General features: G+C 66.5%; 15 protein-coding genes. 11 read left to right on the top strand and 4 right to left on the bottom strand.

Annotated elements, in window-relative coordinates:
* Positions 1-79: 79 nt before the first annotated feature.
* Positions 80-583 (top strand): MarR family winged helix-turn-helix transcriptional regulator, encoded by a 504-nt coding sequence (locus tag ACFQZZ_RS05710; RefSeq protein WP_378674953.1) that lies wholly within the window; start codon positions 80-82, stop codon positions 581-583.
* A 96-nt stretch (positions 584-679) separates the two neighbouring features.
* A complete protein-coding gene (locus ACFQZZ_RS05705; protein WP_378674950.1) occupies positions 680-1,471 on the top strand; it encodes a hypothetical protein in 792 nt (263 codons plus the stop codon).
* 106 nt (positions 1,472-1,577) lie between these two features.
* On the opposite strand, the gene ACFQZZ_RS05700 is transcribed toward ACFQZZ_RS05705, so the two are convergent.
* From ACFQZZ_RS05700 to ACFQZZ_RS05690, 3 genes are all read right to left on the bottom strand, one after another.
* Positions 1,578-5,003, bottom strand: a complete 3,426-nt coding sequence (locus ACFQZZ_RS05700; RefSeq protein WP_378674947.1) for a protein kinase — start codon at positions 5,001-5,003, stop codon at positions 1,578-1,580.
* A 311-nt stretch (positions 5,004-5,314) separates the two neighbouring features.
* A complete protein-coding gene (locus tag ACFQZZ_RS05695) occupies positions 5,315-5,881 on the bottom strand; it encodes a TetR/AcrR family transcriptional regulator (protein WP_378674944.1) in 567 nt (188 codons plus the stop codon).
* 147 nt (positions 5,882-6,028) lie between these two features.
* Positions 6,029-8,848 carry an aconitate hydratase gene (locus ACFQZZ_RS05690; protein WP_378674941.1) on the bottom strand — a complete coding sequence of 940 codons (2,820 nt, stop codon included), beginning with the start codon at positions 8,846-8,848 and terminating at the stop codon, positions 6,029-6,031.
* Between the two features lie 313 nt (positions 8,849-9,161).
* On the opposite strand from ACFQZZ_RS05690, the gene ACFQZZ_RS05685 reads away from it, so the two are divergent.
* From ACFQZZ_RS05685 to ACFQZZ_RS05645, 9 genes are all read left to right on the top strand, one after another.
* The gene (locus ACFQZZ_RS05685) at positions 9,162-9,737 is read left to right on the top strand and encodes a DUF6676 family protein (protein WP_378674938.1); all 576 of its coding nucleotides are present in this window, start codon (positions 9,162-9,164) and stop codon (positions 9,735-9,737) included.
* 264 nt (positions 9,738-10,001) lie between these two features.
* Positions 10,002-11,426, top strand: a complete 1,425-nt coding sequence (locus ACFQZZ_RS05680; RefSeq protein ID WP_378674935.1) for an NlpC/P60 family protein — start codon at positions 10,002-10,004, stop codon at positions 11,424-11,426.
* 133 nt (positions 11,427-11,559) lie between these two features.
* The gene (locus ACFQZZ_RS05675) at positions 11,560-12,783 is read left to right on the top strand and encodes an AAA family ATPase (RefSeq protein WP_378674933.1); all 1,224 of its coding nucleotides are present in this window, start codon (positions 11,560-11,562) and stop codon (positions 12,781-12,783) included.
* A 32-nt stretch (positions 12,784-12,815) separates the two neighbouring features.
* Positions 12,816-13,766 (top strand): DUF58 domain-containing protein, encoded by a 951-nt coding sequence (locus ACFQZZ_RS05670; protein ID WP_378674930.1) that lies wholly within the window; start codon positions 12,816-12,818, stop codon positions 13,764-13,766.
* Positions 13,763-14,770 carry a VWA domain-containing protein gene (locus tag ACFQZZ_RS05665; RefSeq protein ID WP_378674927.1) on the top strand — a complete coding sequence of 336 codons (1,008 nt, stop codon included), beginning with the start codon at positions 13,763-13,765 and terminating at the stop codon, positions 14,768-14,770. Before ACFQZZ_RS05670 ends, ACFQZZ_RS05665 begins: the two co-directional genes overlap by 4 nt.
* A gap of 97 nt (positions 14,771-14,867) precedes the next feature.
* Positions 14,868-15,584 carry a 3-oxoacyl-ACP reductase FabG1 gene (fabG1, locus tag ACFQZZ_RS05660; protein ID WP_378674924.1) on the top strand — a complete coding sequence of 239 codons (717 nt, stop codon included), beginning with the start codon at positions 14,868-14,870 and terminating at the stop codon, positions 15,582-15,584.
* Positions 15,585-15,665: 81 nt separating this feature from the next.
* A complete protein-coding gene (gene inhA, locus ACFQZZ_RS05655; protein WP_378674921.1) occupies positions 15,666-16,529 on the top strand; it encodes an NADH-dependent enoyl-ACP reductase InhA in 864 nt (287 codons plus the stop codon).
* Between the two features lie 162 nt (positions 16,530-16,691).
* On the top strand, positions 16,692-17,750 hold the full coding sequence (locus tag ACFQZZ_RS05650) for a ferrochelatase (protein WP_378674918.1): 1,059 nt from the start codon (positions 16,692-16,694) through the stop codon (positions 17,748-17,750).
* 141 nt (positions 17,751-17,891) lie between these two features.
* A complete protein-coding gene (locus tag ACFQZZ_RS05645) occupies positions 17,892-18,437 on the top strand; it encodes a hypothetical protein (protein WP_378674915.1) in 546 nt (181 codons plus the stop codon).
* A 36-nt stretch (positions 18,438-18,473) separates the two neighbouring features.
* Here ACFQZZ_RS05645 and ACFQZZ_RS05640 read toward each other — a convergent pair whose 3' ends face one another.
* Positions 18,474-19,223, bottom strand: coding sequence for a S1 family peptidase (locus tag ACFQZZ_RS05640; RefSeq protein WP_378674912.1), 750 nt, complete (start codon positions 19,221-19,223; stop codon positions 18,474-18,476).
* Positions 19,224-19,256 lie beyond the last annotated feature (33 nt).

Here is a 19,256-nt window from a genome sequence, read left to right as displayed (position 1 = left end):
GTGTCCATGATCTTCTCCAACTGGTTCGGTCGTTGATAATTCGCTACCGAACTATATCTCAGCGAATAGAATCTTGTCCATGGTTGAGATGAATCAGGATCCCGTCGACGCGATCGTCGAGCAGTGGCGCAGGGAACGACCGGACCTCGAACTCGACGCGATGGCGGTGATCGGTCGCCTCGGGAGACTCCTCGTCGTCGCACAACGGGAGATCGAGGCCGTCTTCACCGCACACGGCCTGCAGCGCGGCGAGTTCGATGTGCTTGCGGCGCTGCGTCGTTCGGGAGAACCCTTCGAGCTGAACCCGTCGGTGCTCGCCGACACGCTCATGCTGTCCCGCGCGGGCATGACCGGACGACTCGACCGCCTGGAGTCGGCCCGGCTGGTCCGACGCATCGCCGACGCCGAGGACCGCCGCGCCATCCGCGTCGCACTCACCGATGCGGGACGCACGCTCATCGACACGGTGGTCACCGCGCATACGGAGAACGAAACCCGCATCCTGTCGGTGCTTTCGGCAAAGGAACGTCGCGAACTCGACCGCATCGCCCGCATCCTGCTCGGCAGCCTCGAACACGCCTGACCTGCACGAAATGAAGTAGTCCGTTACTCGCGTGTCGGGTGCGGGGCGGTCCTACGCTGAGCTTCCAGACAGCGCACGGACATGGGGGTAATACCGATGATCGACATCATCACCCTCCGCGGCACGGGTGAGCCGCGGAATACCGACGGGACACCGACGGGCATGCTTCGCGACGTCACCAAGCTGCTCGACCCGGATCGTTTCACCTCCTTCGAACCCGACTGGCCCGCGTCGGTCGGCCCGACTCCGGACGTGTGGGGTCCATCCTTGAACACCTCGATCCGCCGCGGCGTCGAGGCGGGCGTGCAGGCGATCCAGGACTCGCCGAATGTCTGTGGCCTGCTGAGCTATTCACTCGGCGGCATCTGCGCGAGCAAGATCCTGGAAGGAGTGCGGTCGGGCGAGTACACCAACACCGACGGCTCCCCCCTCGAGATCGCTTTCACGGTGAACATCGCCAACCCGCTGCGCAAGCGCGGCCAGTCGGTCGGCAATCTGTGCCCCGCAACGACTTACGGCCTGCACGGAGAACGCGGCAACTGGCCGGTTCTGGACGTCCGCGAATACGCGAACCCGCACGACATCATCACTTCGTCACCGGGGAACTCCCCACTGCGAGTGATCGACGTAGGCATTTCGCCGTTCTCCTTCGTCGAAGGCGCCCGCGTCGGCAACGTGGCACCACTGATCTTCGCGGAACTGCTGAACTTCCTGATGAAAAACCCCATTGCCAACCTCAACCGCTATGCCACAGCGGTCAACGGAGTCATCGGATACCTCACCCCATGGCCCGACGGCCAACACGTCCTCTACTCCGGCCACAACATGCCAGGCACCGACATCCTCTGGACAACCCACGCCGCCAACTACCTGAACGCCAACCACTGAACCCGGCGGGCGTGTGGCTCGATGCGGAGAATTCGTCGATCGGGCGGGGTGACTTGTCTTCGATGTGGGGATCGGACCCGATCGAATCGGGTCGTGCGGTGCCGGGTCACCCCTGCCGGTGCGATTGATCGATGGCAGCCAGCACCTGCCGTAGGAACAAGCCCGGCGGCCGGGTCTTTTCGTCGGACGCCTTGGACAGGGTCTCCAGCACCGGAGCGATCGCGGGTCCGCTGTCGACAACGGTTCGGACCAAGCCGAGTTCGGCACAGCGTCGCAGCAAGGGCGCGAGCAGCGCCGCCGCCGTGTCGGACCTTCCGGATGCCGACAGGCAGCAGTTGTACAGGAGTTGAGCGTGCAGCAATGCCCGTGGCCGCTGCTGGGACTCGATTACCCGCACCAGCTGCTCGGCTCTGGCGGTGGCGGACCGAATCGAGGCAACGGAATTCTGCGCGAGCAGCAGGCGGACGGCCGAGTCCTGAGCGAGCTCGGAGGTGACGGCGAGGATGGCGTCCGGTTGCCGACGATAGGTCGGGAGGTGCTCGAGTTTCTCGCGATCGGCCTCGGGAATCGGCAGGTCTTGGCGAACCCGTTCGTTGAGGATCCGGGCCGCGACCCGAGGCTGCATCAGATGGTCGGCGATCCGCTGCCCTTCGTCGAGCCGTGCCTCGGCAGTATCGAGATCGCCCCGCAACGCCGCCAGCCGCGCTCCGGTGCCGTAGACGGCGAGCAGGACCTCGATGGTGCCGCCTTCCATTCCTGGCCAGGGTGCCAGCAGCTCTTCGGCCTCGACGAACTGCCCGGTCTCGTACAGCAGATCCCCGAGTAATGCGCTGGACTGGCGAGTGGCGTGGGATTGTGTGCCGGTCTCGAGCGCAAGGCGCAACGCCGTCCGGTAGCTCGCCTCGGCGTCGACGATGTCGAGCCGATCGAATGCCGCGAGTCCGGCGATGCAGTGGCTGTAGACGGCGCCGAACGGACCGGTGGTGCGCGTCCGATAGGGCGCGGCCCACTCGTGCCATCGGGCAGCGCCTTCGAAGTCGAAGCGGCACAGCGCAATCGCCGATGCGGTGGCGGCCAGGGCATTGGCCAAGAACGGCCTGATCGGCGCCTGCAAGCGTGCGGTCACGTCGTCCGGCAGTTCGGCGCATCTGTCCATCACCATCGAATCGGCCGCCCGGGCTACCGCGGCCTCGGCGCGAAGATCGGTGCCGAGCGCATCGTCGGCGGGCAGCGACGCTATCGCGGAGTCGACCCGCTCCAGCGCGGTGCGGGTCGCGGGGGTGCGTTGCAGGGCAATGGTCGCCCAGGCGATCGCCAGTTGCAGCCGGGGGTTGTCGATACCGAGTGAGGTGGGCAGCTTCGCGACGAGACCGAGGAGGGTGGCCATCCGAGCGTTCTCGAGCAACTCGTCGGCATGCTCCTCGATCAGGCGCACCGCGCGGTCCGGCGTACCCGCCGCGAGCGCGTGATCGACCGCTTCGGCGAGCATGTCGTGGGCGGCGAACCAGGTCGACGCGGTCGCGTGCAATTGCTCGATCAGGCCGGGATGTTGCCGAATCAGCCTGCGGCGCAAGTAATCTGCGAACAATCCGTGATATCGGAACCAGCGCAGGTCACCGTCGACGCTGCGCAGGAACAGATCCTGTTCATACAGGTCCTCCAGCATTTGCTGCCCGGACGGTACCTCGGCCAGCACTGCCGCGAGGTCTCCGCAAATCGTGGCGGTGACCGTGGTCCGCATCAGGAAATCGAGGACCGGGGGATCGAGGGCCGCCACGACATTTTCCATGAGGTATTCGCCGATGGTGTAGTGCTGACCCGAGATCTGGTCCAGATACTTACCGGGCCGGTCCTTTCCGCGTAGTGACAGCGCGGTCAACTGCAGTGCGGCAACCCACCCTTCGGTCGATTCACACAGGTTGTCGATTTCGGACGCGTCCAGTTCGACGCCCTCGACCCCGGCGAGGAACCGCGCTGTTTCCGCGGTATCGAATCGGAGCTGTCCTTCGTCGATCTCGACAAGTTCGTCCTGCACCCGCATCCGTCCTAGCGGGAGCCCCGTCCTGTTTCGGCTGGTGATGATCATTCGCAGGTGATGGCATCCGTTGTCGAGCAGGAATTCCATCGCCGCGATCGTCGCAGGGCTGGTTATCAGATGCCAGTCCTCGATCACCACGGCGACCGTTTCACCGTGGGCGTGGATCTCGTTGATGAGCATCGTCATCACATGCCGGGCGGCGTCGCTGGCGCGTTCTTCGAGAATCTGGGCCAGTTCGGCGGCAAGCGTGGGCCGTACGTGTCTCACCGCCTCCACGAGGTGGGACAGGAACCACACGACATTGTCGTCGTCGGTGTCCACCGTGAGCCAGGTGACGCTCAACCCGTCTGCTTCGAGGATGTCCGCCCACTGTGTCGCCAGGGTGCTCTTGCCGAAACCGGCGGGTGCGTGGATCAGCACCAGGCGTCGTGACTGCCCGTCGCGCAGCAGCCGCAGCAGCGCTGGGCGTTCAACCAGGCGGTGCGGTGACGTCCGTGGCCGATACCTGGTGGTCGGCGTCGACGCGGCGGTCACCGGCGTCTGCGATGTGCGCGAAACCGCGTGCGCCGTTGCGCTGGCTGTTGCTTCGGCCCCGATCGGGACAGCCAGCGTGTCGACCGGCAGACCGCAGGCGAACTGTAGGTTGCGCAGCCGCTCGCCGAAGTCTCGGGCGGATGCGGGCCGGTCCGCCGGATCGGGTGCCATTGCGATTTCGATGGCGGCGTGCAGCAGGGGAGGCACGCCCTGCGCCTGCAAGTCCGGCACCGGTTCAGAGGTGATCCGCACGAACTGCGCGACCATCGATTCGCCATTGCGCCTTGCGAAGGCCGCGTGACCGGTGAGCAAGCAGAACAGCGTCGCACCGAGACCGTAGACGTCCGATGCCGCCGATGGTGGTGCGCCCTTCAGAACCTCGGGAGCGGTATACGCAGGTGTCCCGGCCACCAGCCCGGTCGCGGTCTCGAACATATCGCCGATACGGGCGATACCGAAGTCCGCCAGCTGTGGCTCCCCGTAGTCGGTCAGCAGGACATTGCCCGGATTCACGTCACGATGCACCACGCCGACGGCATGTGCCGAGGCCAAAGCGCCCGCCAGCTTCACGCCGATCGACAGCACCTCCTGCCAGGGCACCGGCCCGGTGGTTCGAATGCGGGAATCCAGGGATCCGCGGCGATGAAATGGCATCACGATGAACGGACGGCCGGTTGCGGTGATGTCGGCGCGCAGCACCTGCACGACATTCGGATGCCCGGAAAACCGGCCGAGTGCCCGCTGTTCGCGAAGGAAGCGAGCCCGCCCGTCGACGTCGACCTCCGTCGACAGGACCTTGACCGCCACCGCGCGGTCGAGAGCATGCTCGATACACCGGTATACGACCCCGAAGCCGCCGCGGCCGACCTCTCGGGCATCGTCGAAGCCGGCCTCGGCCAACTCCGCCGCGATACCGAACCTCAGGTCGCGCTGCGTCCCCTCGATACCGTCATCGGACACCGTGCACTCTCTCGTAGGCCGGAGTGGATCTGTGGGCCGCACCGATCTCCGCCGAATATTCGCGGCAGACCAGGCCCTGCGTCGAACCGCCACCGCTCATGGCGTCCAGCGCTCGAGGCGAAACTCGAGCCCCGACGTACTGATCATAATCCCGGCCGGTAGCACCCGATGCGACCTTTCCGGCGCGTACACCGCGGCTGGATGAGACCTCCAGTCGCCCGAGCATCCGCCGGTCCAGCCCGTCGGCGCTCGCCAACCTCGGCTCCAGCGGACCACAGACGACGACGCGTCACCAGGTGGCGTTGCGGCGGTCACTCCCTGCGGCGGACCGAAGCTTCGACGAGATCCAGTACCGCTGAGAGGTTTTCGTTGGTGTGGCCGGAGGCGATGCGGGCGATGAGGCCGTCCAGGACCAGATCGAGGTAGCCGAGGAGGACATCGGTGGGGACGTCGTCGCGCAGTCTGCCCTCGGCCTTGCGGCGCTCGAGGCGAGCCAGGGTGGCGGCGGTGAGCTCTTCGGAGCGCTGCTCCCAGTTGGCTCGGAATTCGGGGTCGGTGCGCAACCGCCGCGCGATCTCCAAACGTGTTCCGAGCCAATTGAATTGCTTCGGGTCGGCGAGCATGTCCCGCATCACCTGCACCAGACCCTGGTGGGCGGCGACGTCGGCCATGCGCTCGGCGTCGTCCTGCGCGAGCGCCAGGAACAGGGCGTCCTTGTCGCGGAAGTGGTGGAAGATCGCACCGCGCGAGAGTCCGGTGGTCTCCTCCAGGCGGCGCACCGTGGCGCCGTCGTAACCATATTCGGCGAAGCAGCTGCGTGCGCCGTCGAGGATCTGGTTGCGCCGGGCGGCGAGGTGATCGTCACTGACCTTGGGCACACAGTCTCCGTTTCGTGGCTAGAGTCTTCCTGGCGCTCCGCAAGCTCCGCGCCGTTGCCGCAAACGAACTGTGCGTGAAAGTTCGAGCCTAGCCTTTCACAAGCGGGGCAAGAACTTTCACGCACAGTCACCGTGATCGTCCGGGTGTTATCCCTTGATCATGTTGCGCAGCACGTATTGCAGGATGCCGCCGTTGCGGTAGTAATCGGCCTCACCGGGGGTGTCGATCCGGACCACGGCGTCGAAGGTGATCTTGTCACCGTTCTCCTTGGTGGCCGTGACCTTCAGGGTCTTCGGAGTCGCACCCTCGTTCAGCTGGGTGATGCCCGCGATGTCGAAGGTCTCGGTGCCGTCCAGCTTCAGCGACGCGGCCGACTCGCCGGCCGGGAACTGCAGCGGAATGACGCCCATGCCGATGAGGTTGGAGCGGTGGATGCGCTCGAAGGACTCGGTGATGACGGCCTTCACGCCCAGCAGGCTGGTGCCCTTGGCGGCCCAGTCTCGCGAGGAACCCGAGCCGTACTCCTTGCCGCCAAGCACGACCAGCGGGATGCCCGCGGCCTGGTAGTTCTGCGAGGCGTCGTAGATGAACGCCTGCGGGCCACCGTCCTGGGTGAAGTCGCGGGTGTAACCACCCGAAACGTCGTCGAGCAGCTGGTTGCGCAGCCGGATGTTCGCGAAGGTGCCGCGGATCATCACCTCGTGGTTACCGCGACGCGAGCCGTAGGAGTTGTAGTCCTTGCGCTCGACGCCGTTGGTCTCCAGGTACTGCGCGGCCGGGGTGCCGGGCTTGATGTTGCCCGCCGGGGAGATGTGGTCGGTGGTGACCGAATCGCCGAGGTACGCGAGCACGCGCGCGCCCGTGATATCCGTGACCGGGTTCGGGGTCTGCGGCATGCCGTCGAAGTACGGAGGCTTCCGCACGTAGGTCGACTGGGGATCCCACTCGAACGTCTTGCCCTCCGGGGTGGGCAGGCCGCGCCAGCGCTCGTCGCCCTTGAACACGTCGGCGTAGGACTTGACGAACATGTCCTGGCTGATCGAGGTGCCGATGGTCTCCTCGATCTCCTTCGAGGAGGGCCAGATGTCTTTCAGGAAGACATCGTTGCCGTCGGTGTCCTGGCCGAGCGCATCGGTCTCGAAGTCGAAGTCCATGGTGCCCGCGAGTGCGTATGCGATGACCAGCGGCGGCGAGGCCAGGTAGTTCATCTTCACGTCGGGGGAGATACGGCCTTCGAAGTTGCGGTTGCCCGAAAGCACCGCGGTGACCGAGAGGTCGTTGTCGTTGATCGCCTTCGACACGGCCTCCGGCAGCGGGCCGGTGTTGCCGATGCAGGTAGCGCAGCCGTAGCCGACCAGGAAGAAGCCCAGCTTCTCCAGGTAGGGCCACAGGCCTGCCTTGTTGTAGTAGTCGTTGACGACCTGCGAACCCGGCGCCATGGAGGTCTTCACCCACGGCTTGGAGGTCAGGCCCTTCTCGACGGCGTTGCGGGCGAGCAGCGCGGCGCCGAGCATGACCGACGGGTTGGAGGTGTTGGTGCAGGAGGTGATCGAGGCGACCACCACCGCGCCGTGGTCGAGCACGAAGTCGCCGTACTCCTCCGAGGAGACCTTGACCGGCTTGCTCGGACGGCCCGTCGCGCCGTTCGCGGCGGACGGCACGAACTCCGAGTCGTCGTCGGCGAAGGACAGCACCGCCGGATCACTGGCCGGGAAGGACTCCTCGATGGCCTCGTCCAGGTGCGTGTGCGGGGTCACGGCGGCGGGGCCGCTCTCCGCGTCGCTGGTGTAGTTGTGGATGTCCTTGCGGAAGGCAACCTTGGACTCCGACAACAGGATTCGGTCCTGCGGACGCTTCGGGCCTGCGATGGACGGCACCACGTCGCCGAGGTCGAGCTCCATGTACTCCGAGTACGCGGGCTCGTGGTCGGCGTCGTGCCACATGCCCTGTTCCTTGGCGTAAGCCTCGACCAGCGCGAGCTGGTCGTCGCTACGGCCGGTCAGGCGCAGGTAGTCGATGGTCACCTCATCGATCGGGAAGATCGCTGCGGTGGAACCGAATTCGGGGCTCATGTTGCCGAGGGTGGCGCGGTTCGCGAGCGGAACCTCCGCGACGCCCTTGCCGTAGAACTCGACGAACTTGCCGACGACGCCGTGCTTGCGCAGCATGTCGGTGACGGTCAGCACCACGTCGGTGGCGGTGACGCCCGGCTTGATCTCGCCGGTCAGCTTGAAGCCGACGACGCGCGGGATCAGCATGGAGACGGGCTGGCCGAGCATGGCCGCCTCGGCCTCGATACCACCGACGCCCCAGCCGAGCACACCGAGGCCGTTGACCATGGTGGTGTGCGAGTCGGTGCCCACACAGGTGTCGGGGTAGGCCTGGCCGTTGCGGACCATGACGGTGCGGGCCAGGTGCTCGATGTTGACCTGGTGCACGATGCCGGTGCCGGGGGGGACGACCTTGAAGTCGTCGAACGCGCCCTGACCCCAGCGCAGGAACTGGTAGCGCTCACGGTTGCGGGAGTACTCGATGTCCACGTTGCGCTCGAGTGCGTCGGCGCGGCCGAACACATCGATGATGACCGAGTGGTCGATGACCATCTCGGCGGGCGCGAGCGGGTTGACCTTGTTCGGGTCGCCGCCGAGGGTGGCGACGGCCTCACGCATGGTGGCGAGGTCGACGATGCAGGGCACACCGGTGAAGTCCTGCATGATCACGCGGGCCGGGGTGAACTGGATTTCGATGCTCGGATCGGCCGACGGATCCCAATCCGCGATGGCGCGAATGTGATCGGCGGTGATGTTGGCGCCGTCCTCGGTACGGAGCAGGTTCTCCGCGAGGACCTTGAGTGCGTAGGGAAGTTTCTTGGTGCCGGGCACGGCGGAGAGGCGGAAGATCTCGTAGGAGTTGCTTCCGACCTCGAGGGTGCCCTTGGCGCCGAAAGTATCGATACTTGTCGTCACGTCAGCTCCACTCGTCTGTGAGGGTTGCCACCGGCGGGGCTGTGCCAGTGGCTGGTTTAGCGATACGTCTATGGAGGGCTCCAGCGCTGGAAGGTGCTGGCTCCTCGCGCCTTCGAGCCTAACAGTACGCTTGTCCTGTGAAACGCGCGGGGGCCGTACCGTGTGCCGCGTGAGGGCGGCCCGACACACCGTCGCGTACTGTGCTTTCGAGTTGCAGGGGTGGCCGGTGGGCATGTACCGGCTCAGAGCATCGCTCACCCCGCAGTGTTGGATGCCCGTCGCCTCGCGTGCGGCTCGACAGACCGGATGGAAGATGACCGTCTCGCACACCTCGGTTTTCACACCCATGGCCGCCGACCTGCCGCCCGGGATCGACGACAAATCCTTGGACGCCATCAAGAGGGACGTAGCGGACAACCATGTCGCCACACCCAAGGGCAAGGATCAGAAGGCGTTGGAGGCGGTCGTCGCCGATGCTCGGTCCCATGGAATCGAGCTCAGCATCGTGGTGATCCCCGGCAATCCAGGCCACGACTCCAATTTACGTGACCTTGCCACCGTGGTCGGCAAGACCGAGCACGGAACCGTCGTTGTCCTCAGTGACGACTGGGTCGGCACCTACAGCGACTCGATCAGCCGGGTCGAGTTGGAGCGGGCCGAAGACGTTTCGAAGAGTCAGCAGGCGCATTCCGCACAGGCAGCCCAGCTCTTCGTGGATCAGCTGGAGCGACCGGACGCCATCTCCTGGACCGCGATCACCAGTGTGTTGCTGGTCGGTACGGCGATCGTGGTCGGCGGGCTGTACTGGATCAAGTCTCGGCGGGCGTCGCAGGAATCTGTGCCGGTCGGGGTTTCGGGTCGAGGCGACGACCAAGATTTCGCGCACTGACTGATATCCGTTCGGCTACTTTTCCTGACGGTCGGTTTGTTTCAACCGAGTGAACCCTTGTGCGCATCCGGCTAATTTCGGGCAAAGGGAAAATTACGCGGCTGTGATTCTGTTGCTGGAGTTTCTTTGGTGACGGATGTGTCGTACGGTTCGAATGATGACTGATGGGGAAGAAGTGTCGAGAGAGCTGTTTGCCGACTACTGAGCTCGATGGTTCGGCTGATGCTCGTGAGGCGAAGCCGAGCCGGGTCCTTGGGAGGTGCGATGCGCAACAACGGCGTAACCGGATCTCGGCGTCCGCTGTGGGTCGCTCTGGGGTTGCTGGTCTCGGTTGTCGTGGTGGTGACGTCGGGACCCGCCGCCGCGGTGCCACCGGCCCCACCGAACCCGAGCGACGGGCAGATCGCTGATGCCGGAGCCCAAGTCGACGCCAGAGTGACCGAGGTCGGCGGATTGATCAACCAGATCGCCGCGGCCGACCAGCAGTTGCAGCAGCTCGACGACGCCGTGGCGCGCAAGCGCGAAGAGGTCAACAAGGCCCTTGTCGATCTGCAGAACGCTCGTGCCGCCGCCGACGCGGCCGCCGCGGTGGTCGTCGCCACCCAGCGCGAACTCGCCGATGCCGGAATCAAAGTCGGTGAGGCGCGACGCAACTTCGACCAGTTCGCCACCCAGGCCTATACCCGCCCCGGCTCCAGCGCGATGGTCACCTATCTCACCTCCGCCACCCCTGACCTCGCCCTCGACCGTGCCCAGGTGCTGACTCTGGTATCGAAGAACCAGCAGCAGGTGCTCGACGGCCTGCGGCGCGCCCAGATCGATCAGGCCAACAAGAATTCCAGCGCGCGCCAGGCGAAATCCGAGGCCGACGCCGCGGCCGCGGTGGCCGAGCAGAAGAAGATCGACGCGGCGAACGCGGTCGCCGCGGCGAAGGCCGAGCTGGATCAGCAGACCGTGCTGCGCGACAACATCGTCCGCGAGCGCACCGCCGCCCAGGGGCGACTGGATGCCGCGCGCACGAATGTGGCCGGGCTGCAAGGACAACGAGAAGCATTCCTGGCCTGGGACGAGCAGCGTAAGGCCGAGGAAGCCGCGATCCGCGCCGCCGCGGCGGCCGCCGCCGCCCGCGCTGCCCAGGACGCCGCCGCCAGGGAGCGCGCGGCCCAGGCGGGCGAGGGGAAGCGCCCGCACATCCAGATGGAGGACTCGCCGCCGCCGCGGTCGAGCACGCCGCGGACGAGCCCGAGCCTGCCGTCGATCGGCGGCTCCGACGCTGTCGAGACGGTCGTCGACCGGGCCATGTCCCAGCTGGGTGTCATCTATGCCTGGGGTGGCGGTGACGAGGACGGACCGACCCTCGGCATTCGCGACGGCGGTGTCGCCGACAGCCACGGCGACTACAACAAGGTCGGATTCGATTGCTCGGGGTTGATGATCTACGCCTTCGCCGGAGTCGGCGTTTCGCTGCCGCACTACAGCGGCTACCAATACAACGCGGGCACCCGGGTTCCCGTCGGCGAGCGCGCCCGCGGGGACATGCTGTTCTGGGGACCCAACGGTAGCCAGCACGTCGCGCTGTATCTGGGCAACGGAAAAATGGTGGAGGCGCCACAATCCGGTGAGGTCGTCCGGGTGTCCCCGGTACGCGAGGGCGGCATCATGCCGTACGCGGTGCGTATCGTCTCCTGAGGGTTGTGGCGTTGCGGCGTAACCAGGCTGGCGAATCCACCGGATTCCCGTACTGTCGGAGCCGGTTGCGGCGTTTGCGGCCATTACCTGGAATAGTTGTGGCAGCACGCACAGGACCAAAGCGAAAGCGGGGATGTTGGTGACTTCGACGGACGGTGTGAGCGGGGCAAGCTTGGCGAAAGAGGCGCCTGCTCCCGTGCCAAGCACCCTGGAGCGTGACGTCCAGATCCTGGAGAAGGCGATCTACGAGGTCAAGCGGGTTATCGTGGGCCAGGATCGACTGGTCGAGCGGCTGCTCGTCGGTGTGCTCGCGCGTGGCCACGTCTTGCTCGAGGGTGTGCCCGGTATCGCGAAGACCCTTGCGGTGGAGACCTTTGCCAAGGTCGTCGGCGGCTCGTTCTCCCGGGTGCAATTCACCCCGGACCTGGTGCCCACCGACCTCATCGGTACCCGGATCTACCGGCAGGGCCGCGAGCAGTTCGATACCGAACTCGGACCGGTGGTCGCGAACTTCCTACTCGCCGACGAAATCAACCGCGCGCCCGCCAAGGTGCAGTCGGCACTGCTCGAGGTGATGGCAGAGCGGCACGTGTCGATCGGTGGCAAGACCTACCCGATGCCCGATCCGTTCCTCGTCATGGCGACGCAGAACCCGATCGAGAGCGAGGGTGTGTACCCGCTGCCGGAGGCGCAGCGCGACCGCTTCCTTTTCAAGGTCGTCGTCGACTACCCGTCGGTCGAGGAGGAGCGCGAGATCATCTACCGGATGGGTGTCACCCCACCGGAGGCCAGGCAGATTCTCGAACCTGACGAGCTGATCCGGCTGCAGAAGCTGGCGGCCAACACGTTCGTGCACCACGCGCTGGTCGATTACGTGGTCCGGGTGATCGCGGCGACCCGCACGCCTGCCGAATTCGGCATGCAGGATGTGGCGAGCTGGATCTCCTACGGCGCCTCGCCGCGTGCCAGCCTCGGCATCATCGCCGCGGCCCGCGCGGTCGCCCTGATCCGCGGCCGCGACTACGTGGTGCCGCAGGACGTGGTCGAGGTCATCCCGGATGTGCTGCGCCACCGCCTGGTGCTGTCCTACGACGCGCTGGCCGACGAGGTCAGCCCGGACGATGTGATCAAGCGCGTGCTGCAGACCATCGGTCTGCCGCAGGTCGCGCCGCAAGCCATGGTGCCGGGCGCGCAGGCCGCGCCCGCTCCTGCCGCGCCGCCCGCGATGGGTCCGCACGGTGCGCCGCAGCTGCCGCAACAGTCGATTCCGCAGCCCCCGGTCCCGCAGCAGCAGGCGGTCCCGCAGCCGCCTGTCGGGCAGATTCCGCAGACCGCCGGCAATAACCAGCCCAAGTGACCCGAGCATCCGACCCGGTTCCACGAGTGACGATGTCATCACACGCACCGCCGTCGTTTCGAGCAGGAGAGCTGACCGATCCGAAGTTGTCGGCGGCGCTGAAGTCGCTCGAGCTCACTGTGCGTCGTCGGCTCGACGGCGTGCTGCACGGCGATTATCAAGGTCTGATTCCCGGCCCCGGCTCGGAGCCGGGAGAGGCCCGCACGTATCAGCCGGGTGACGATGTGCGGCAAATGGATTGGTCCGTCACCGCCCGCACCACCCATCCGCATGTTCGGCAGATGATCGCCGACCGGGAACTGGAAACCTGGATGGTCGTCGACCTGTCGGCCAGTCTGGATTTCGGCACCGCCTACTGCCAGAAGCGCGATCTCGCGATCGCCGCCGCGGCCGCGATCACCCACCTCACCAGTGGCGGCGGCAACCGGATCGGCGCGGTCGTCGCCACCGGTGAGCAGTTGGTCCGAATTCCCGCGCGCAGCGGTCGTGTGCACGCCCAGTCGCTGCTGCGCAGCATCGCGACCACTCCGCACGCCCCCGACGGCGTGCGCGGTGACCTGCGTGCGGGCATCGAGTCCCTGCGCCGTCCGCAACGCAAGCGCGGCCTCGCGGTCGTCATCAGCGATTTCCTCGGCGACATCGACTGGCAGCGCTCGCTGCGCGCGATCTCCGCGCGCCACGATCTGCTCGCGGTGGAGGTGCTCGATCCGCGCGACCTGTCGCTGCCCGACATGGGTGATGTGGTGCTGCACGACCCGGAGACCGGGCGCACCCGCGAATTCAGCGTGACGCCGACACTGCGCGCCGATTTCGCGAGCGCCGCACAGCGGCACCGTGAGCAGGTCGAGCAGGCGTTGCGCAGTTGCGGCGCGCCGGTCATGACGCTGCAGACCGATCGGGACTGGATCGCCGACGTGGTCCGGTTCGTATCCACCCGGCGCCATGCCTTCGGCACGCCGACCGGAAAGGTGGCGCGGCAGTGAGTATTTCGCATTTCACCGCGCTCATCTGGCTGGGCTTCCTCGCCGTCATCGGGCTGATCGCGCTCGGCTACATCCTTGTTCAGCGCAGCAGGCACAAGCACATGCTGCGCTTCAGCAACATGGAGATGCTGGAAAAGGTCGCACCGGCGCGGCCGAGTCCGATCCGGCATGTGCCGATCGCGCTGATGCTGGTCGGGCTGATGTTCCTCACCATCGCCGCCGCCGGACCGACGGCGGTCAAGAAGGTGCCGCGCAATCGCGCGACAGTCGTTCTGGTGATGGATGTTTCGCTGTCCATGGAGGCCACCGACGTCGAGCCGACCCGACTGCAAGTGGCGCAGAAGGCGGGCAAGGAATTCGTCGACGGGCTCACCCCCGGTATCAACCTCGGTTTCGTCACCTTCGCGGGCACCGCCTCGGTGATGCAGCCGCCGACGACGAATCGCGAAGCCGTCAAGGCCTCTATCGACAACATCAAGCTGGCCGAGCGCACCGCCACCGGTGAGGGCATCCTCACCGCGCTGCAGTCGATCGAGACCCTGGCGCAGGTGCTCGGCGGCGCCAGCACACCACCGCCGGCCCGCATCGTGTTGATGTCGGACGGCAAGCAGACCGTGCCCGACGACAAGGACGTCGACAATCCGCGGCACGGATTCACCGCGGCCCGCCTCGCCAAGAACAAAGGCGTTCCGGTGTCGACGATTTCGTTCGGCACCCAGTGGGGCACGGTGGAGATCCCGGACCCGGACGGCAAGGGCGGCGCACAGCGGGTCAAGGTTCCCGTCGACGACGACTCACTGCGGGAAATCGCCAAACTGTCCGGCGGCGACTTCTATACGGCGTCGAGCCTGACCGAGCTCACCGCCGTCTACGACACCCTCGAAGAGCAGATCGGCTACGAGATGACCCGTGGCGATGCGAGCAGGCCGTGGCTTTTGCTCGGCATGTTGCTCGTCGCTGCGGGTGTCGTGACCGGATTGCTCTATCGTCAACGCCTGCCGTAACCGATGGCCTCGCCTTTGAGCGACGCGACTGTGGCATCACACCGAATGTGTGGTGCCCGGGCGCGGCGCACGAACTCGAACAGATAGGTTGGTCTTTATGTCGAACATCACATCCCGATCGGTACTGGTGACCGGCGGCAACCGCGGCATCGGACTCGCGGTCGCCCAGCGTCTGCTCGCCGACGGTCACAAGGTCGCCGTCACGCATCGTGGGTCGGGGGTGCCGGACGGGCTGTTCGGTGTGAAATGCGATGTGACGGACAGCGAATCGGTCGACGCCGCCTTCACCGAGGTGGAGCAGCATCAGGGACCGGTCGAGGTATTGGTCGCCAACGCGGGCATCACCGACGACACCTTGCTGATGCGGATGACCGAGGACCAGTTCACCAAGGTCATCGATGCCAATCTGACCGGCGCGTTCCGCTGTGCCAAGCGGGCCAACCGGGCCATGCTGCGGGCGCGTTGGGGGCGGATGATCTTCCTCGGCTCCGTCGTCGGTCTCGGCGGCGGCCCCGGCCAGATCAACTACGCCTCCTCCAAGGCGGGCGTGATCGGGCTCGCGCGCTCGATCACCCGTGAGCTCGGCTCGCGCTCGATCACCGCCAACGTCGTCGCGCCGGGGTTCATCGAAACCGATATGACGGCCGAACTGCCCGACGATCTGCGCGACACCGCCAAGAAGTTCATTCCGCTGCAGCGGCTCGGCCAGCCCGAAGACGTCGCGGCCGTGGTCAGCTTCCTGGCCTCGGAGGATTCGCGCTACGTTTCCGGCGCGATCATCCCGGTCGACGGCGGCATGGGCATGGGCCACTGAGCTAGCGGAAATCCGGGTGGCGCCGACACCGTCGGCGGCCGCAAGCAACCTACACACGACTTTCAGGAGAACCGAGAACTCATGGGCGGACTGCTCGAAGGCAAGACCATTCTGGTCACCGGCATCATCACCGACGCGTCCATCGCCTGGCACGTCGCCAAGGTGGCGCAGGAGGCGGGCGCGAAGGTGCTCATCACCGGGTTCGACCGGCTGCGGCTGATCGACCGGGTCGCGCAGCGGCTGCCCCAGCCGGTGCCGCCGGCCATCGAGCTGGACGTGCAGAACGTCGAGCACCTGGCTACGCTGGCCGACCGCGTGCGCGAGGTCGCGCCCGAGGGCATCGACGGTGTCGTGCACTCCATCGGGTTCGCGCCGCGCTCCTGCCTCGGCATCGGCGGCGAGTTCCTCGACGCGCCGTGGTCGGATGTCGCGGTGGCGCTGGAGGTTTCGGCCTACTCCTACGCCGCGCTTGCCAAGGCGCTGCTGCCGGTGCTCAACGACGGCGCCTCCATCGTCGGCATGGACTTCGATCCGCGCCAGGCGGTGCCGTTCTACAACTGGATGGGCGTCGCCAAGGCGACCCTGGAGTCGGTGAACCGCTACGTCGCCCGCGAGGTCGGCGATCGTGGCATCCGCTCCAACCTGGTTGCGGCGGGCCCTGTCAAGACGCTGGCGGCCAAGGCCATCGCCGGTGCCGCGACGGGCGAGGCCAAGAAGCTCGAGGCGCTCAACACGGTGTGGGACGAGAACGCCCCGCTCGGCTGGGACGTCAACGACCCGACACCGGTTGCCAAGTCGGTCTGCGCGCTGCTCTCGGACTGGCTGCCCGGCACCACCGCCTCCATCGTCTACGTCGACGGCGGCGCCAGCCACAACTGGTCCATCCCGGCCAGCATGCTCGGCGAAGACGCGCCGGTGAGCGAAACCGAGCCGGCGAACGCGTGAAACTCCCGGCGTCCGGGCGTATGAACCACCCGGCATCCGGGCACGGGGTATCCCCGTCGCCCGGATGCCGGCGTTTCGGTCGGCCCGGCGTCGGAACTTTCGCACGGGCGGAGGTACTCGCAAGCGGATTCCGGCGGGCGCTGGCATGAGGATGGGTCGAGCATGAGTTTTGATGCGCTGCTGCTGCTTTCCTTCGGCGGCCCCGAACGCCCCGAAGACGTGATGCCGTTCCTGGAGAACGTCACTCGGGGCAGGGGAGTACCGCGCGAGCGTCTCGACGAGGTCGCCGAACACTATCTGCACTTCGGCGGCGTCTCGCCGATCAACGCGCTCAATCTCGACATCATCGCCGCGGTAAAGGCCGAATTGGCCACTGCCGGAATAGATCTGCCGGTGTACTTCGGCAACCGGAACTGGCATCCGATGGTCGAGGAGACCGTCGCGCGGATGGCCGCCGACGGCGTACGCTCGGCGCTGGTGTTCCCGACCTCGGCGTGGGGCGGCTACTCCGGTTGCCTGCAGTACCACGAGGACATCACCAGGGCGCGTGCGGCTTTCGGTGCGGGTGCGCCGGAATTGGTGAAGCTGCGACAGTATTTCGACCATCCGCTGCTGATCGATTCCTTCGCCGATGCGATTCGTGCCGCGGTGGCGGAACTTCCGGCCGACCGCCGCGATCGGGCGCGCCTGGTGTTCACCGCGCACTCGATCCCGGTCTCGGCCGACGCCACCGCGGGCCCGCCCGCCGACGGCGGCAGACTCTACAGTCGTCAGGTCGCCGAGGCGGCTCGGTTGTGCGCGGCCGCAACCGGATTCACCGACTACGACCTGGTGTGGCAGTCGCGTTCGGGCCCACCGCAGATCCCATGGCTCGATCCCGACATCGTCGATCACCTCGACGACTTGTCCGGCAAGGCTGTCGATGCCGTGGTGGTATGCCCCGTCGGCTTCGTCTCCGATCACCTCGAAGTGATCTGGGACCTGGACAACGAGGCGAAAGGCAAAGCCGCCGAACTGGGTATGGCGTTCGCCAGAGCAGCAACTCCTGGCACCGATCCGCGATTCGCTCAGTTGGTCGTCGAATTGATCGGCGAGCACGTGACAGAGACGGCCGCGCGCAGACTCGGCGAGGTGCCGGGTTATGGATGCACACGGAACGGGGATCCGTGCGCCGTCGGTTGCTGCGCTCCCCCCCGTCGCAGGGCCCCTGCGGGTCGGTGAATCCGCCTCTCGCACAGCGGCGCGGATCCAGGTGCCGGACTGCTCACATCGGCTGCCCATCCTGGGGAGCATCAACAATGTTGCGATAACATCCCTTTCGGCTTCGGTAAGAGGGCCGAATCCGCGCGAAGGGGGAACCCGATGGTCTATGTCGACCTGCTGACCAATGCAGGCCTGCTCGATACCCACGTCTGGTCCGATAGCACCACATGGGCGTCGGCATTGGACTCCTACGACGCACGGCGTCGTGGCAGCAGCAGCAGCGGCGGCGGCGTCAGTGTCGGCGCCTATGTAGTCGGCATCATCTGCCTGATCATCATCGTCGTCGCGATCGTCATTGTCGTCCGCTCGTCGTCGAACAGCAGAAACCAGAACCAGCTGCCGCAGAACCCGCCGCCGTACCCGCCGCAGCAATACCCGCAACAGCAGTACGCGCCGCAGCCCTACCCGCAGCAGACCCCTGGCCAGCCCTACCCGCAGCAGACCCCCGGCCAGCCCTATCCGCAGCAGCAGTACGCGCCGCAGACGCCGGGCCAGCCGTATCCCCAACAGCAGGCGGGCCAGCCCTACTCGCCGCAGCCGTACCCGCAGCAAGCGCCCGCACCGGGCTATCCGCAACCGTACGGGCAGCAGCCGTATCCTCAACAGCCCCAGCAATACCCGCCGCAGCAGCCGCCCACCTACTGACCTGCGGGGTCAGGGGCGTATCGGGTTTGCCGACAATCACCAATCCAGGTGTGGGAGTGCATAGACACCCGGGAAGCCGGGACGCGCGCTGCCTTTGCCCCATGAGGTCAGTCCCGCAAGCCCGCCGCCGACGAGCAATGGTCCGCCACTATCGAGTTGGCCGGTGTCCGCTTCGGTAGAGCCTGCGCAGAGCATGTCGCGTGGATCGAAGGCCGAGCCGTACGCGGCGGCGCAGGCGCTGTCGGAGACCAGCGGGACGACGGCGGCGCGCAGGACGGTATTGGAGTAATCACCCTCGGCGGTCGCGCCCCACCCGAGGATCGTGCCGAAATCGGCTCGCTGGGTAGCGATTTCTACGAACGGTCCCGGTTGTGGCCGGTCCAGGGTGAGGATCGCGACGTTGTTGTGGTGGACGGTTTCGCCGTCGAAGTCGGTGTCGTGGAAGCCGGGGTGGATGCGAATGTCTCTGACTCGCACGGTGTCTCCGTCATTCGAGCGCAGGTCGGTGCGGCCGAAGGTGACGGTGAGCGCCTGTGGGAGCAGCTGGGCGAGCTGGACGCAATGCGCCGCGGTGACCACCTGATCCGGTGCGACGAGCGCGCCGGCGCAGAACTGTCCCGACGCGCGGGTGAGGAAGAGTGGGCTGCCGATCGCGGCGAGCCACGGGTACGCCGTCGCCGCGGCGGCGCTGCCACCCACGATCGCCGAGGCGGGAACCGCCGCGGGAAGACCGAGGCTGATCAGCGCGGCGGCCAGGATCGCGCAACTGCGTTGTGTGAGGACCATTGCGCACCGCCCTGAGTCGGAGAGCCGGGTTGG

This window comes from Nocardia sp. GCM10030253 (assembly GCF_042675075.1).
Taxonomy (GTDB): domain Bacteria; phylum Actinomycetota; class Actinomycetes; order Mycobacteriales; family Mycobacteriaceae; genus Nocardia.
The sequence above is the reverse complement of the archived record's forward strand: the minus strand, read 5'-3'. Positions and strand labels throughout refer to the sequence as shown.

Excerpts from the sequence above, each read along its gene's own strand:
- ACFQZZ_RS05685 (WP_378674938.1), top strand. The coding sequence starts at position 9,162 with ATGACCGTCTCGCACACCTCGGTTTTCACACCCATGGCCGCCGACCTG.
- ACFQZZ_RS05680 (WP_378674935.1), top strand. The coding sequence starts at position 10,002 with ATGCGCAACAACGGCGTAACCGGATCTCGGCGTCCGCTGTGGGTCGCT.
- ACFQZZ_RS05645 (WP_378674915.1), top strand. The coding sequence starts at position 17,892 with ATGGTCTATGTCGACCTGCTGACCAATGCAGGCCTGCTCGATACCCAC.
- ACFQZZ_RS05650 (WP_378674918.1), top strand. The coding sequence starts at position 16,692 with ATGAGTTTTGATGCGCTGCTGCTGCTTTCCTTCGGCGGCCCCGAACGC.
- ACFQZZ_RS05710 (WP_378674953.1), top strand. The coding sequence starts at position 80 with ATGGTTGAGATGAATCAGGATCCCGTCGACGCGATCGTCGAGCAGTGG.
- fabG1 (WP_378674924.1), top strand. The coding sequence starts at position 14,868 with ATGTCGAACATCACATCCCGATCGGTACTGGTGACCGGCGGCAACCGC.
- inhA (WP_378674921.1), top strand. The coding sequence starts at position 15,666 with ATGGGCGGACTGCTCGAAGGCAAGACCATTCTGGTCACCGGCATCATC.
- ACFQZZ_RS05640 (WP_378674912.1), bottom strand. The coding sequence starts at position 19,223 with ATGGTCCTCACACAACGCAGTTGCGCGATCCTGGCCGCCGCGCTGATC.
- ACFQZZ_RS05705 (WP_378674950.1), top strand. The coding sequence starts at position 680 with ATGATCGACATCATCACCCTCCGCGGCACGGGTGAGCCGCGGAATACC.
- ACFQZZ_RS05675 (WP_378674933.1), top strand. The coding sequence starts at position 11,560 with ATGTTGGTGACTTCGACGGACGGTGTGAGCGGGGCAAGCTTGGCGAAA.
- ACFQZZ_RS05670 (WP_378674930.1), top strand. The coding sequence starts at position 12,816 with ATGTCATCACACGCACCGCCGTCGTTTCGAGCAGGAGAGCTGACCGAT.